Origin of the sequence: Hafnia alvei, assembly GCF_034424155.1 — a bacterium.
Lineage (GTDB): Bacteria > Pseudomonadota > Gammaproteobacteria > Enterobacterales > Enterobacteriaceae > Hafnia > Hafnia alvei.
In genome coordinates, this window is record NZ_CP139992.1 from 3,800,906 (window position 1) to 3,816,629 (window position 15,724).

At 50.7% G+C, this 15,724-nt stretch carries 13 protein-coding genes; 7 read left to right on the forward strand and 6 right to left on the reverse strand.

Annotation, left to right across the window (positions count from 1 at the left end; translation table 11 throughout):
* Window positions 1-75: 75 nt before the first annotated feature.
* The 6 genes from lptD to apaH all read left to right on the forward strand — a co-directional run bounded on the left by lptD (window position 76) and on the right by apaH (window position 6,986).
* The gene (gene lptD / locus U0008_RS17710) at window positions 76-2,466 is read left to right on the forward strand and encodes an LPS assembly protein LptD (RefSeq protein WP_038502452.1); all 2,391 of its coding nucleotides are present in this window, start codon (window positions 76-78) and stop codon (window positions 2,464-2,466) included.
* 108 nt (window positions 2,467-2,574) lie between these two features.
* On the forward strand, window positions 2,575-3,873 hold the full coding sequence (surA, locus tag U0008_RS17715; RefSeq protein ID WP_043495412.1) for a peptidylprolyl isomerase SurA: 1,299 nt from the start codon (window positions 2,575-2,577) through the stop codon (window positions 3,871-3,873).
* A complete protein-coding gene (pdxA, locus tag U0008_RS17720; protein WP_043495414.1) occupies window positions 3,854-4,870 on the forward strand; it encodes a 4-hydroxythreonine-4-phosphate dehydrogenase PdxA in 1,017 nt (338 codons plus the stop codon). The genes surA and pdxA overlap by 20 nt, the downstream gene beginning before the upstream one ends.
* Entirely contained in the window at window positions 4,863-5,675 is an 813-nt protein-coding gene (gene rsmA, locus U0008_RS17725) for a 16S rRNA (adenine(1518)-N(6)/adenine(1519)-N(6))-dimethyltransferase RsmA (RefSeq protein WP_025801436.1), read from the forward strand. Before pdxA ends, rsmA begins: the two co-directional genes overlap by 8 nt.
* Before the next feature lie 76 nt (window positions 5,676-5,751).
* The gene (gene apaG / locus U0008_RS17730) at window positions 5,752-6,129 is read left to right on the forward strand and encodes a Co2+/Mg2+ efflux facilitator ApaG/CorD (protein WP_043495415.1); all 378 of its coding nucleotides are present in this window, start codon (window positions 5,752-5,754) and stop codon (window positions 6,127-6,129) included.
* Window positions 6,130-6,146: 17 nt separating this feature from the next.
* The gene (gene apaH, locus U0008_RS17735) at window positions 6,147-6,986 is read left to right on the forward strand and encodes a bis(5'-nucleosyl)-tetraphosphatase (symmetrical) ApaH (RefSeq protein ID WP_043495417.1); all 840 of its coding nucleotides are present in this window, start codon (window positions 6,147-6,149) and stop codon (window positions 6,984-6,986) included.
* Between the two features lie 70 nt (window positions 6,987-7,056).
* Here apaH and folA read toward each other — a convergent pair whose 3' ends face one another.
* The 3 genes from folA to U0008_RS17750 all read right to left on the reverse strand — a co-directional run bounded on the left by folA (window position 7,057) and on the right by U0008_RS17750 (window position 8,936).
* Window positions 7,057-7,539: a type 3 dihydrofolate reductase gene (gene folA / locus U0008_RS17740; RefSeq protein WP_040045409.1), complete on the reverse strand. Its 483-nt coding sequence runs from the start codon at window positions 7,537-7,539 to the stop codon at window positions 7,057-7,059.
* A gap of 156 nt (window positions 7,540-7,695) precedes the next feature.
* Window positions 7,696-8,160 (reverse strand): threonine/serine exporter, encoded by a 465-nt coding sequence (locus U0008_RS17745; protein ID WP_025801432.1) that lies wholly within the window; start codon window positions 8,158-8,160, stop codon window positions 7,696-7,698.
* Window positions 8,160-8,936 (reverse strand): threonine/serine exporter family protein, encoded by a 777-nt coding sequence (locus U0008_RS17750; protein WP_025801431.1) that lies wholly within the window; start codon window positions 8,934-8,936, stop codon window positions 8,160-8,162. The genes U0008_RS17745 and U0008_RS17750 overlap by 1 nt, the downstream gene beginning before the upstream one ends.
* A gap of 162 nt (window positions 8,937-9,098) precedes the next feature.
* Between U0008_RS17750 and U0008_RS17755 the strand changes: the two genes are divergently transcribed.
* Window positions 9,099-9,713, forward strand: coding sequence for a LysE family translocator (locus tag U0008_RS17755; RefSeq protein WP_025801430.1), 615 nt, complete (start codon window positions 9,099-9,101; stop codon window positions 9,711-9,713).
* 42 nt (window positions 9,714-9,755) lie between these two features.
* Here the strand turns inward: U0008_RS17755 and kefC are convergent, their stop codons facing one another.
* From kefC to carB, 3 genes are all read right to left on the reverse strand, one after another.
* Window positions 9,756-11,642 (reverse strand): glutathione-regulated potassium-efflux system protein KefC, encoded by a 1,887-nt coding sequence (gene kefC, locus U0008_RS17760; protein ID WP_043495419.1) that lies wholly within the window; start codon window positions 11,640-11,642, stop codon window positions 9,756-9,758.
* On the reverse strand, window positions 11,635-12,207 hold the full coding sequence (gene kefF, locus U0008_RS17765) for a glutathione-regulated potassium-efflux system oxidoreductase KefF (RefSeq protein WP_025801428.1): 573 nt from the start codon (window positions 12,205-12,207) through the stop codon (window positions 11,635-11,637). Before kefF ends, kefC begins: the two co-directional genes overlap by 8 nt.
* Window positions 12,208-12,483: 276 nt before the next feature.
* Window positions 12,484-15,708, reverse strand: coding sequence for a carbamoyl-phosphate synthase large subunit (carB, locus tag U0008_RS17770; protein ID WP_043495421.1), 3,225 nt, complete (start codon window positions 15,706-15,708; stop codon window positions 12,484-12,486).
* Window positions 15,709-15,724 lie beyond the last annotated feature (16 nt).

The following is a 15,724-nucleotide window of genomic DNA, read 5'->3' on the forward strand; positions in this document are numbered from 1 at the left end:
GAATGCGTCAATTTAACACTAGCGCAACGCTAAGGGGTGATATAGTCTCTGAGCGTTCGCTGCTCGACGCCTCTGATGACGGAACTTCTGAAACCGCGTATGAAAAAAAGTATTCCAACACTGGTTGCCACCTTGGTTTGGTCGGCACTCTATAGCCAGAACGCTCTGGCCGATCTTGCTGAGCAATGCTTGCTCGGCGTGCCTATGTATAACAAACCACTGGTATCCGGCAATCCAAATGATTTACCGGTGCATATTCAAGCCGATAAAAGCGACGCAAATTATCCCGATAATGCGGTGTTCAGCGGAAACGTGAACATTGAGCAGGGTAATAGCACGCTGACAGCCGATCAGGTTCAGCTCGATCAGAAGTTTCTTAAAGATAAACCCGATCCGCTGCGCACGGTCACTGCAACCGGCAACGTTAACTATTCAGATAATCAGGTCAAACTGAAAGGCCCGAACGCGTGGTCAAATCTGAATAACAAAGACACTAACGTATGGCAGGGTGATTATCAGTTCGTGGGTCGCCAAGGTCGAGGCACCGCGGATTTAATGAAAACCCGCGCCGAGAACCGTTACACCATTTTAGAAAACGGGACCTTTACGTCCTGTTTGCCTGGCGATAATAGCTGGAGCGTTGCAGGTTCTGAAATCATTCAGGATCGGCAGGAAGAAGTGGCAGAGATTTGGAACGCGCGCTTTAAAATTGGCGGAGTTCCGGTTTTCTATAGCCCTTACCTGCAGCTCCCTATCGGTGACAAACGTCGCTCCGGCTTCTTACTCCCTGATTTTAAATATTCCAGCAGCGATGGCGTTGAGTTTAGCCTGCCATGGTATTGGAACATCGCCCCTCAGGTCGATGCCACCATTACGCCACACTACATGGAAAACCGCGGTCTGCAATTGCAGAACGAGTTCCGCTATCTGACCGTAGCGGGTGCAGGTTTGATGGAGCTGGACTGGTTAAACAAAGATAAACAGTACGCTGACGATCGTCTGGATAAAAATAATATCTCTGACGCGGAAAAAGATAAAAAACGCTGGTTGTTCTACTGGCAACACAGCGGCGTGATGGACAAGGTGTGGCGATTCAACGTCGACTACACCAAAGTGAGCGATCCTTACTACTTTAACGATCTGGATTCGACTCACGGCTCCAGCACCGATGGCTATGCGACGCAGAAATTCAGCGTGGGCTACGCCGAGCAAAACTGGAACGCAACGCTATCCACCACGCAGTTCCAGGTGTTTGCTGATGCCGGTAATACAAACGCATACCGTGCTGAGCCACAGCTAGATTTGAACTACTACAAAAACGATATCGGGCCGTTTGACCTGCATTTGTATGGTCAAGCCGTTAAATTTACCAACGAAAGCGATACTCAGCCTGAAGCCGATCGTTATCACTTTGAACCGACTCTTGACCTTCCTTGGTCAAACGGCTGGGCCAGTGTGAATACCGAAACTAAGCTGTTGGCAACGCATTATCAGCAGACGCTGCCGGATAACAACAGCAACTTTAGCGATCTTAAAGACTCGGTAAACCGCGTTATGCCAGAGTTGAAAGTCGACGGAAAAATCACCTTCGACCGGGATATGGACTGGGCTGAGGGCTACACCCAAACGCTGGAACCTCGTGCTCAGTACCTGTATATCCCATACCGCGATCAAAGCGATATTGGCGTTTATGACTCAACGCTGTTGCAGATGGACTATACCGGTCTGTTCCGTGACCGTATCTATAGTGGTCTAGACCGTATTGCCTCCGCCAACCAGATGTCTACCGGCTTAACCACGCGTATCTATGATGATGCGTTGGTAGAACGCTTTAACGCCTCTCTGGGGCAGATCTACTACTTCGAACGCTCACGTACCGGTGATGAAACGCTATCTACCGATAAAGATAAAGACACCGGTAGCCTCGTTTGGGCGGGGGATTCTTATTGGAAAATTACCGATCATTGGGGTATCCGTGGCGGCTTGCAGTATGACACCCGTCTAAACAGCGTCGCGCTGGGCGATGCGGTCATGGAATATCGTAAGGATGCCGAAACGATGGTTCAGTTGAACTATCGTTACGCTAGCCCTGAATATGTCACCGCGATGATCCCACGTTATGCCAATAACGATCTGTATAACCAAGGGATTAGCCAAGTGGGCGCAACGGGGAGTATTCCTGTCGCCGATCGTTGGGCATTGGTGGCTGCGTACTACTACGATACCAACGCGAATCAAACCGCGGATTCTCTGGTTGGTCTTCAGTACAACACCTGTTGCTGGTCTGTTGGTGTAAACTACGAGCGTAAAATCACCTCTTGGGATTCTACCGCCTCTCAGCCAAACAGTAAGTACGACAACAAGTTCTCGTTCACCTTCGCACTGCGTGGATTGGGCACGAATTACAGCTTGGGTACGGCAGACATGCTGCAAAAAGGTATCTTGCCTTACCAGCGTGCTTTCTAACATTTTGCGATTTTTGTGGTCTAATCACTACCTAGTTGTAGCTTGATTAGTAAAAGCAGAGTTTTGACATTAACCCGCAGCAATGCGGATTGGACAAATGGAAAAGGTATGAAGAACTGGAGAACGCTGATCCTCGGTGTGGCATTCTGTGCCAACACTGCGTTTGCAGCCCCTCAAGTCGTTGATAAAGTAGCCGCTGTGGTTGATAACGGTGTGGTGCTGGAAAGTGACGTCGATGGTCTGATGCAATCCGTAAAACTGAACGCGCGTGAAGCAGGTCAGCAACTGCCTGATGATGACACATTACGTCACCAGATCCTCGAGCGTCTGATCATGGATAACATTCAGCTGCAGATGGCGAAAAAGATGGGCATCAATATGACCGATGCCGACGTCGATCGTGCGATTGGTAACATTGCTCAGCAAAACAACATGTCGATGGATCAGATGCGTAGCCGTTTGGCCGCCGATGGGATTAACTATAAAACCTATCGCGAGCAGATCCGTAAAGAGATGCTGATTTCTGAAGTGCGTAACAATGAAGTTCGCCGCCGCGTGACGATTCTTCCGCAGGAAGTTGAAGCGTTAGCTAAACAAGTTGGATCGCAGAACGGCGCTGATACCGAGCTTAACCTCAGCCACATCCTGATTGCTCTGCCGGAAAATCCATCTCAGCAGCAGGTTGACGACGCAGAACAACAGGCTCGTCAGTTGACTGACCAACTGAACAAAGGTGCTGATTTTGGCAAGATGGCAGTAAGTTATTCCGCAGACTCTCAGGCGCTGAAAGGCGGCCAAATGGGCTGGGGAAAAATTCAGGAACTGCCTTCACTGTTTGCGGCTGCACTGCAAACGGCTAAAAAAGGTGACATCATTGGCCCAATCCGCTCCGGCGTTGGTTTCCATATCCTAAAAGTAAATGACGTTCGTGGCGGTCAGGCTAATGTGTCTGTTACCGAAGTTCATGCTCGTCATATTTTGCTACGCCCTTCTCCGGTGATGACCGACGATCAGGCTCGTGCAAAACTGCAGGAAGTTGCCCAGCAGATTAAGAACAAGCAGATCACCTTTGATGAAGCCGCGCGTGCTATTTCTCAGGATCCAGGATCAGCACTGAAAGGTGGCGATCTCGGTTGGGCTGTTCCGACCATGTATGACCCTGCTTTCCGCGATGCGTTAATGAAGCTGCAAAAAGGCGAATTAAGCGCACCGGTTCACTCTTCATTTGGCTGGCATTTGATTCAACTGATGGATACGCGCCAAGTTGACCGCACCGATGATGCACAGAAAGATCGCGCATATCGCATGCTGTTCAACCGCAAGTTTGCGGAAGAAGCACAGACTTGGATGCAGGAAGAGCGTGCCAGCGCTTATGTAAAAATTATTGATGGTAGCAATGCCCAGTAATCATACACATGACACGTTTCGTGTCGTTATAACCCCCGGTGAACCTGCCGGGGTGGGGCCGGATTTGGTAATCGCTCTTGCTCAACAGGCTTGGCCTGCTGAGTTGGTAGTGTGCGCCGATCCGGCTTTGTTGCTTGAACGCGCCGCATTATTGCAACTGCCGCTGACGCTGCGAGAATATCAGCCTGATGTCCCCGCTCAGCCGCAAGCAGATAAAACGCTGACCATTCTGCCCATCAAGCTGCACAGCAAAGCTTTGCCTGGGCAACTTGATGTTAATAATGGTGCCTACGTGGTGGATACGCTGGCGCGAGCATGCGATGGCTGCCTGAGCGGTGAATTCGCGGCGCTCATCACCGGCCCCGTGCATAAAGGCATTATTAATGACTCTGGTGTGCCTTTCACTGGCCACACCGAGTTCTTCGCCGAACGTAGCCATCGCGATCGCGTGGTGATGATGCTGGCGACGGAAGAGTTGCGTGTGGCATTAGCCACCACCCATCTTCCACTACTTGATGTGCCTGCGGCGATTACGCCACAAACGCTCACTGAAGTTATCACGATCCTAGATCATGATTTACGTACCAAATTTGGTATCGATGAACCGCAAATTTACGTCTGTGGCCTCAACCCCCACGCGGGTGAAGGCGGTCATATGGGACGTGAAGAAATTGATGTGATTATTCCGACGCTTGAGTCACTGCGTCAACAGGGTATTCACCTGATTGGGCCCTTGCCCGCTGATACACTATTCCAGCCTAAATATCTGGAGCACGCCGATGCCGTTTTGGCGATGTATCACGATCAAGGCCTGCCGGTGTTAAAATACCAAGGCTTCGGCCGCGCTGTGAATATTACGTTGGGGCTGCCGTTTATCCGCACCTCCGTCGATCACGGCACCGCGCTGGATCTGGCTGCTACTGGCATCGCTGATGTGGGTAGTTTCAGAACAGCATTAAATCTCGCTATTAAAATGATAAATAACAGTAATGAATAACAGAGTTCACCAAGGCCATCTGGCTCGTAAACGTTTTGGACAAAACTTCCTGACCGATCAGTATGTGATCGACAGCATTGTGTCCGCTATTCACCCAATGCCAGGCCAAGCCGTGGTTGAAATCGGCCCCGGTTTGGGCGCACTGACCGAGCCTGTTGCCGACCGCATGGACAAAATGACGGTTATCGAACTCGACCGCGATTTAGCCGCGCGACTAGCAACGCATCCGTTTATCAGCAGCAAACTTAACATTCGCCAGCAAGATGCGATGACCGTTGATTTTGGCGAACTGTCACGCGAGTTGGGCCAACCGATACGCGTATTTGGTAATCTGCCTTACAACATTTCAACGCCGTTGATGTTCCACCTGTTCACCTATACTGGAGCTATCAGCGACATGCATTTCATGTTGCAAAAAGAAGTGGTGAACCGTTTGGTTGCCGGGCCGAACAGTAAAGCCTATGGCCGTTTGACCGTTATGGCGCAATACTACTGTCAGGTTATTCCTGTACTGGAAGTTCCGCCAACGGCGTTCCGTCCAGCACCAAAGGTTGACTCAGCCGTGGTTCGTTTGATCCCACATGCGACTATTCCGCATCCGGTCAAAGACATCCGCGTGCTTAGCCGTATCACCACAGAAGCTTTTAATCAGCGTCGCAAAACCGTACGCAATAGCTTGGGCCATCTTTTCACGCCAGAACAATTGACCGAGCTGGGTATCGATCCTGCTCAGCGTGCAGAGAACATCTCTGTCGAGAACTATTGCAAACTCGCCAACTGGCTGTGTGAGAAATCAGCAGAATAGTTGTGCAATATACCCTCTCTGTTTATCGGTGAGGGTATAGATCTCGCTGACAACGTCATAACGGGAGCCGTACATCATGATTGATTCACCTCGTGTGTGTATTCAGGTACAAAGTGCCTATGCAGAAACCCAGTCTCTTCCCGATGAAGAGCGTTTTGTTTTCGCGTATACCATCACCATTAGGAATCTTGGACGATTCAATGTACAGCTCCTACGACGTTACTGGCTGATTACCAACGGTAACGGGCGTCAGACTGAAGTTCAGGGCGAGGGCGTGATTGGCGAACAGCCGCTCATTCTGCCTAATAATGAGTTCCAATATACCAGCGGAGCCATTATTGAAACGCCTTGTGGCACCATGGAAGGACATTATGAAATGATCGATCATACTGGTCAGGAGTTTCGTATTGCCATACCCGTATTTCGTTTAGCTATCCCGACACTCATTAACTGAGCAAAACTGACTCATCTATGTCTACATTATTGATTGGCGATGTCCACGGTTGCTATGAAGAGCTTCGTTCTTTATTGGCGCAGGTTGATTTTGATCCGGCTAAAGATACGCTGTGGCTAACCGGAGATCTGGTTGCTCGTGGCCCAGACTCGGTGGAAGTTCTACGCTATGTACAGTCGTTGGGCGATAGCGTTCGGATGGTGCTGGGTAATCACGATCTGCATCTTCTCGCCGTGTACGCAGGTATTAGCCGTAACAAGCCGAAAGATAAGATTACCCCACTGCTCGACGCCCCTGATGCAGATAGCCTGATTAACTGGCTACGTCGCCAACCCGTACTTCAGGTCGACAACGAGCTTAAGCTGGTAATGGCGCACGCGGGTATCAGCCCTCAGTGGGATATTGAGACTGCGCAGCTTTGTGCACGTGAAGTCGAAGCCGTGCTCAGCAGTGACAGCTATCCACTGTTTTTAAACGCGATGTATGGCGATATGCCAAACAGTTGGGTTGATGGACTCACCGGATTACAGCGCCTGCGTTTTTCAACCAACGCCTTAACGCGCATGCGTTACTGTTTCCCTGGTGGCGAACTGGATATGATCTGCAAAGATGCACCGGGCGAAGCGCCTTCACCGCTAAAACCATGGTTTAATTTGCCTAGCAAAGTATTGGATGAAGGTTACTCAATCGCCTTCGGGCATTGGGCATCACTGGAAGGGAAAGGCACTCCGCCGCAGGTCTATGCGCTGGATACCGGATGCTGCTGGGGTGGTGATTTAACCCTGCTTCGCTGGGAAGACAAACAGTATTTCACCCAACCCTCTCTACGACCTAAATCGATAGAAGAGTCCGCGTAATTAGCGTTCAATGATTTCAAAACAAAAAAGCCCGCAGTCATATGCGGGCTTTTTTTTATCAGGCTGTCACTTAGCGCTTGTGCAAGATCTCAAAGCAATAGCCGTGAGAGTTTGCGCTATCCGCATCGTGAAACTCGCTAAATGAGGTTTCCCACTCATCGGGTTCATAGTCTGGGAAGTAGGTATCTCCGCCCACTTCAGCGTCAACGTGTGTTAAATACATCCGTTGAGCTAGCGGCAGGAACTGAGAATAAATACTGCCACCGCCGATAACCATCACCTCTTCAACATCACCGGCAGCGGCAATTGCGGCCTCGGGTGAAGCAACCCATGTCACGCGATCATCATTGCCCGGCTGGCTGCTTAATACGATATTGTGACGCCCTGGCAGAGGCCGGCCAATGGATTCAAACGTCTTGCGTCCCATGATAACGGGCTTATCTAAAGTATTACGCTTAAACCACGCGAGATCGGCCGGTAAATGCCACGGCATCGCGTTTTCCATACCAATAACACGATCTGCTGCAAGCGCAGCAATTAGGCTGATATACATGTTGGTCGATCCTATCAAGTAGAAAAATTGCGCACACTATAAGTAAAGGGTTAGCGGGTGTCGATAGCCAGATGGCCTCATTTACACCCGCTTAAACTAACCCTCAGATAAAACAGCATTTCTACTTCAATTTTTCGCTTCTCAGACTCGCAAAAACTAAACGCTTGGACGTTTGCGGTATAACCACAGTCCCGGAAGAGATAGGCCGATGGAAAGCGCGCCCACAATAAACGACGCTTTTAGAAAATTGGTGACCATGGTTTCAAACAATGCATCGCTAAAGCCAAGGTGTGAAATTTTCACCACGGAAATCATCGCCGTGTAGGCATAGATACCGGGGAACATTGGGATCACGGCGGCGACGGTAAACACCTTAGGATGAGCAAGCAGCCTGCGCGACCACTGAATTCCCAGCACCCCGATCAATATCGCAGCCCCCAACGTTGCCCACTCGATATTTATCCCAAAGTGCATCATCACCATGCGTGAACCATGACCGATGGCACCCAATAACGCACAGTAGCGCAGCGCACGAACGGGAACATTAAATACCAACGCAAAACCCACGGCAGGCACTGCGGCTAAAACCATGTCCTGCAACAATGCGAGCAATAAATCGATTATATCCATCCTCTAAGCCCCCACAGCGACATTGCCATCACCACGCCAATACAGGTCGCTAGCGTCAGCAGCGACGCCATTGCCCAGCGAGCCAAGCCGGTATTTACATGCCCTTTGAACATATCCGCCACCGCATTAATCAAAGGGAAACCTGGCACCAACAGCAAAACACTCGCCGCCATAGCGATGGTGGATGTTGCTTTAAATGGGTCATATTGGATAAGCAACCCCGATACCGAGGTGGCAACAAAAGCAGTGATACAGAAATTAATCTGCGGGTGCATTTGACGCTGAGTCAGTACCTGCCTCACATACATCGCCACGGCGCTGGCAATAAATGCCACCAAAGATCCATCCCAACCGCCACCGTTGAGTTTGCAGAAACAAGCACAGGACAGTCCAACCATTAAAACCAGCAACCAGCGTGGATAACGCAGCGGTTTGATATGCTCAAAACGCCGATGCACGTCTTTGATATCCAGCAAGTGGTGCTCAGCCATAATCACAATGTGCTGAACCTCAGTCACAACGTGCATATTGATCCCGCGATCCACATTTTTGCGCGTTGACGTCATGCAGTGACCACCAATAATCGTCGTCAACACCACCGCATTTGCCGAGATTGAGCTTTCAACGCTTTCAGCTCCAAGCGCAACGCCTAACCGAGATGAAAGCTGTTCAACTAACATGCTTTCGGCACCGTGTTGCAACAAAAAAAGGGCACATTGTATACAGAGCCGAGTAATTTCCCTCTGCTTATGAGAATCCACATCCATGGTTTTTCCTGATTTTTTTGGTTGTTATACGTTCATTTTTCGCTTAAAAAGAGTGCTTTCATATTCTTATCATATTGCTTCAATAACCCCAATAGAGGTGATGCACTTGCCTCATCATGGCGTTATGATTTCGTCATATTCTCGCTCACCACGGATCTCATCATGTTTGAAACCACGCTGTTTGTTGCGTCTATCGCAACGCTAGGAATGTTATCGCCTGGCCCCGATTTCTTCTTAGTGATCAAAAACGCCTCGCGATACAGGCGTCAGGCCGGCATGATGACCGCCCTTGGCGTGATCGGCGGCGTAGCAACCCACATGTCGTATTGTGTCGCCGGTCTAGCCGTGGTGATCACCACCACGCCGTGGCTGTTTAATATTCTAAAATATGCCGGTGCCGCTTATTTAGTCTGGATTGGCATTCATGCCCTCTTTTCCCGTGGCGGCAGCAAGATAAATGTCGATAACCAAACGCCTCAAGAAGTCAGCCTTAAAAGCGCATTTTTGCAAGGCTATTTGTGTAACTTGCTCAATCCGAAGGCGACATTATTCTTTCTGGCGGTATTCACTCAGGTATTAGAGGTTAACTCAGGCGTAGGTGAAAAACTGTGGTATGCGGGGATAATTCTGGGTTTATCTTTCATTTGGTGGCCAATGCTGGTAGTGCTGATTCAAAGCGCCCCTGTTCGTCTAGCACTGGCAAAAGCACAAAAGATAATCGACCGGCTTTTAGGTGTGATGCTTATTGGGTTAGGCCTGAAAGTGGCCTTAAGCTAAGGCTAAATGCCCTCTTTCCGTGCATGAAAGAGGGCGAAAACGTTATGCGTCTTTTTGCAGTTCTGGCACATCCTCTTCGTGGATCGTAACCATAGGGTCAAGATCAGGAGATTTGCCGTCAATACTTCCGCGCCAGCCGCTTTGCTGAGCGATGGTCAAACGCGCCTTATCCTGCTCAATCGCCTGACTCAGCATTTCTTTAGCCCGCTGTAAACTGGCAAGACGGAATTCGGCATCCTCGTAATTTGGCACCGTTTCTTCCAGCATACGTAGGTTATAACGACGGAAAATATCTGCCTTTTCGCGAGCCTCGTAGGCCCCACAGCCCAAGTGCTCCAGCACATTGCGTCCAACACGTAGCGATCCTTCAAACAGCTCACGTTCAACGAACTCCACGCCGCGCTGCCGCAGCTGATAGTAATGATCGACATCGCGCGCGCGCGCAACAATTTTCAGATGAGGGAAATGTTCCTGCGCCAGCTCAGTCAACTGCAGGTTGGCATCCACGTCATCAATGGCGTTAATTAATACTTTTGCCTTGGCGGCACCCGCCGACTCAAGCAGATCCACGCGGGTTGCATCGCCATAAAACACTTTCATGCCAAATTTACGCAGCGTTTCGACATGGTCGGGATCGTGATCTAGCACGACGGTATGCACGTCATTGGCTAATAGCAAACGACCCGCAATCTGCCCAAATCTGCCGAAACCGGCAATGATCACGCTGGCATTATCATCATCAATAATGTCCTGCGGGCGTTCATCCTGTTTAACGTTTTTCTCCATGCGTGTGTATATCACCAGCAGGATCGGCGTTACCGCCATGGAAAGCGCAACCGCCAACGTGAGTGATTTTGCCCACTCACCGGGCAAAACACCGGCCATTTGAGCCGCACCAAACACCACGAATGCAAACTCACTGCCCTGCCCTAATAGCACCGCAAATAACGTTCTCTGCTTACGCGGTACGCCTAAAATCGGCGCGACCAGCCACAGCAAAGCCGCTTTTAGGATTAAGAACCCGAACAGCAGCGTCGCAATCAGCAACGGATGGCTAAACAAGGTGCCAAAATCGATCGACATTCCCACGCCGATAAAGAATAGCCCCAACAATAGGCCTTTAAACGGCTGGATATCGCTTTCCAGCGCGTGTCGATACTCGGAGCTTGCCAGCAAAACACCGGCCAAAAATGCGCCCATCGCCATCGACATCCCTGCCATCTCTAGCAGTACACCAAATCCAAACACCAGAAATAACGCCACGGCGCTGAACACTTCACGCATGCCTGAACGCGCAACAAAATGTAGCAATGGTCGAGTCACGTAACGACCGAGCAAGATAACGATAGCTAAAGCGCCAACCACTTTCGCCGCCGACAGCGCAAATGCGCCCATGGTGGTGGTTGCTCCGCTGCTTGCCAGCAGAGGGATCATCGCCACCAGCGGTATCGCCGCAATATCTTGGAATAGCAGAACGGCAAAGGAGGAACGGCCAATCGGTGATGGGGTCAAGTTGCGCTCATTCATCGCCTGCATCGCAATTGCGGTAGAAGAAAGCGCCAACGTTAAGCCAATCAAGATAGCCACTTGCCAACTCAGCCCCAGCAAATAGCAGAACAGGCTTAGTACCAATCCACAGCCGACCATTTGAATACTACCACCGCCGAATACCGAGGCACGCAGCGTCCAAAGGCGCTTAGGATCAAGCTCAAGGCCAATCACAAACAGCATCAACACCACGCCGATTTCGGCGAAAGTCAGAATAGACTCCGCATCAGAAACCAGCTTTAGCCCCCACGGGCCAATAATGCAGCCAGCGATCAAATACCCCAGCACCGATCCCAAACCAAGGCGCACCGCAATTGGCACAAACAGCGCCGCAGAGCCGAGATAAATCAGCCCTTCAATCATCATGCCGTGATTATCCATGTGCAGGCTCCTCAACGTCTGATGCCGGTAATTCTGCCTGCGGATGAAGCGCAATATAATTGATCAAACGCCGACGATAGCTTTCACTGGCTCGAGCCAACGCCGCTTCGTCGCATGAAAACGTATTATGTTCAGCAAAATAGGGTAGCCAGTTCATGCCGCAATAAACTGCCGTTGCCTGAATCGGCTGAGAAAGAATCGGGAAGCCCGGATGGTCACCTAAATCAAAATGATGATCGTTGCCACCGGTGGTGACCGCCCACATAAAATCTTTTCCCTCTAACGCTTTGCCGTTATGTCCATATGCCCAACCGTGCTCCAAAACTTTATCGATCCACAGCTTCAACAACGGAGGCATGCTGTACCACTGCATCGGGTGTTGCAGGATGATGAGATCGGCCTGACTCAACGCCTGCTGTTCGGCAGCAACGTTAATATTGAAATCAGGATAGAGCTCATACAGTGAGCGAACTTCAACCTCAGGAATATCGATAACGGCGTCTAACAAACGCTTATTGGCATGCGAATGCCGAGGATAAGGATGGGCGTATATTATCAGGATCATGCGTTTCTCGTTGTGCGAAAGCCTTAATGTATCTTAGACCCAAATATTGATGTCATGGCAGCAATGCAAGCGGTGCTAACAGGAATATTAATCGGTTAAGGCATCAAAAAACTTAGGGAATTTTCTACGACATAGCATGACAGTTTTAAAAACAAATAAAATCTGAAAATTTTTAACAAGTTGCTCAAGTTTTTGGAATGACGAAAACATTAGCCAAAAAAAAGCCTGACCGAAGTCAGGCTTAGCATTTCAACTCAGAAATTTTTGGCGCCGATATTACCCTTTCAAGCGCGCATGCATTTCCTGCACCGACGTTACCTGCTCGGTTGGGTCGGAATTCAGCGCCATCGCGGTAGCAAAACCACCGTTCAGCGTGGTGTCGTAATGCACTTTGTATTGCAGCGCGCTGCGGCGAATCAACTTGGAGTCTTCAATCGCCTGACGACCTGCGGTGGTGTTCACGATATAGGAATACTCACCGTTTTTGATACGGTCTTGAATATGCGGACGACCTTCATGCACCTTGTTGACCAAGCGTGGATTAATCCCTGCTTCGCCCAGAACGATTGCGGTACCGTGGGTCGCATCCAGCTCGAAGCCTTGTTTCAGCAGTTTTGCCGCCAAATCAACTACGCGGTGTTTGTCGCCTTCACGTACAGACAGTAGCGCACGCCCCGGGGTTTTCACCTTAGACTGGCTGCCCAGCATCGCTTTAGAGAAAGCTTCCGCAAAGGTGCGGCCAACGCCCATCACTTCACCGGTAGAGCGCATCTCAGGCCCTAAGATGGGGTCAACGCCTGGGAATTTATTGAACGGTAGCACCACTTCTTTCACTGAGTAATATGGCGGGATAACTTCTTTCGTCACGCCCTGCTGTGCCAACGTTTGGCCTGCCATCACACGCGCCGCGACTTTCGCCAGCGGAACACCCGTCGCTTTAGACACAAATGGCACGGTACGTGCCGCACGCGGGTTCACTTCAATCAAATACACTTCGTTATCTTTAACCGCGAACTGCACGTTCATCAAACCACGAACGCCGAGCTCCATCGCCAGTTTTTCAGCCTGTACGCGCATCACGTCCTGAATTTCTTGGCTCAGCGTATAAGCAGGCAGTGAACATGCCGAGTCACCGGAGTGAACACCAGCCTGCTCAATGTGCTCCATAATGCCGCCGATTAATACGCGCTCACCGTCACAGATAGCATCAACGTCAACCTCAACCGCATCATCAAGGAAGTGATCCAGCAGCACCGGTGCATCGTTAGACACGCTCACCGCATTTTGGAAGTAACGGCGCAGGTCGATTTCGTCATACACGATTTCCATCGCGCGGCCACCCAGCACGTAGGATGGGCGAACCACCAGCGGATAACCGATAACAGCGCCCTTCTCGATGGCTTGCTCGATGGTTGAAACCGTGGCGTTAGCTGGCTGTTTTAAGCCAAGGCGCACAACGGCCTGCTGGAAACGCTCACGGTCTTCAGCACGGTCAATCGCATCTGGGCTAGTACCGATAACCGGCATACCGGCGGCTTCCAATGCACGAGCCAGTTTCAGCGGCGTCTGACCACCGTACTGCACGATGACGCCCTGTGGTTTTTCTACCGCCACAATTTCCAGCACGTCTTCTAGCGTAACCGGCTCAAAGTACAGACGGTCAGAGGTATCGTAGTCGGTTGAAACGGTTTCAGGGTTACAGTTCACCATGATGGTTTCGTAGCCGTCTTCACGCAGCGCAAGGGACGCATGCACACAGCAGTAGTCGAACTCAATACCTTGACCTATACGGTTTGGACCGCCGCCCAGCACGATAATTTTCGGACGGTCGCTGTTTGGATTCGACTCGCACTCTTCTTCATAAGTGGAGTACATGTAAGCCGTGTCGGTGGCAAATTCTGCCGCACAGGTATCCACACGTTTGTAAACAGGATGCAGATTGTACTTGTGGCGCAGTTTGCGAATTTCAGTTTCAGCCACACCAGCCAGCTTCGCTAAACGAGCGTCAGCAAAACCTTTGCGTTTCAATTGGCGTAAGAATTCATGGCTCAGACCATTGATACCCACTTCCGCGACCTGCTCTTCCAAGCGCACCAATTCTTCGATTTGCACCAAGAACCAGCGGTCGATGTTGGTCAGGTTGAACACGCCGTCAACGGACAGACCTGCGCGGAAAGCGTCGGCGATGTACCAAATACGCTCAGCGCCAGCATCTTTAAGCTCACGACGGATTTTGGTGAGCGCTTCTGGGTCATCGAGGCTCACTTTAGGGTCGAAGCCCGCAGCGCCGACTTCCAGACCACGAAGGGCTTTCTGTAGAGACTCTTGCTGAGTGCGACCAATCGCCATCACTTCGCCGACGGATTTCATCTGCGTAGTCAGACGGTCGTTTGCGCCCGCAAATTTCTCGAAGTTAAAGCGAGGAATTTTGGTCACAACGTAGTCGATAGACGGTTCAAACGAGGCCGGAGTACGACCGCCGGTGATGTCGTTCATCAGTTCGTCGAGGGTATAACCCACCGCCAGTTTGGCTGCCACTTTCGCAATCGGGAAGCCAGTCGCTTTGGACGCCAGCGCAGAGGAGCGAGAAACGCGAGGGTTCATTTCAATGACGATCAGACGGCCATTTTTCGGGTTCACCGCAAACTGCACGTTAGAACCACCGGTTTCTACGCCGATTTCACGCAGTACCGCCATCGAGGCGTTACGCATGATTTGATATTCTTTGTCGGTCAGCGTTTGGGCCGGTGCCACGGTGATGGAGTCGCCGGTATGAATGCCCATCGCATCGAAGTTTTCAATCGAGCAAACGATGATGCAGTTGTCGTTTTTATCACGTACCACTTCCATCTCGTACTCTTTCCAACCAATCAGCGACTCATCAATCAGTAGCTCTTTGGTCGGTGAAAGATCCAGACCGCGCTCGCAAATCTCTTCGAACTCTTCACGGTTATACGCAATACCGCCGCCGGTGCCGCCCATGGTGAATGAAGGACGAATAATACATGGGAAGCCAACGTCAGCCGCCACGGCTAAGGCTTCTTCCATCGTATGAGCGATGCCTGAACGTGCGGTGTCGAGGCCAATTTTCTTCATCGCGATATCGAAACGACGACGGTCTTCGGCTTTATCAATGGCGTCGGCGGTCGCACCAATCATGGTTACGCCAAACTCTTCCAGCACACCTTGGCGCTCTAACTCAAGCGCGCAGTTCAGCGCAGTCTGTCCACCCATGGTAGGCAGAACGGCATCAGGGCGCTCTTTTTCGATGATTTTGCGCACCACTTCCCAGTGAATCGGCTCGATATAGGTCGCATCGGCCATTTCAGGGTCAGTCATGATGGTGGCGGGGTTCGAGTTCACCAGAATGACGCGGTAACCTTCTTCGCGCAGCGCTTTACACGCTTGAGCACCCGAGTAGTCAAATTCACATGCTTGGCCGATAACAATCGGGCCTGCGCCCAGAATCAGGATGCTTTTTATATCAGTACGTTTTGGCATTTTATTTATTGCTCCT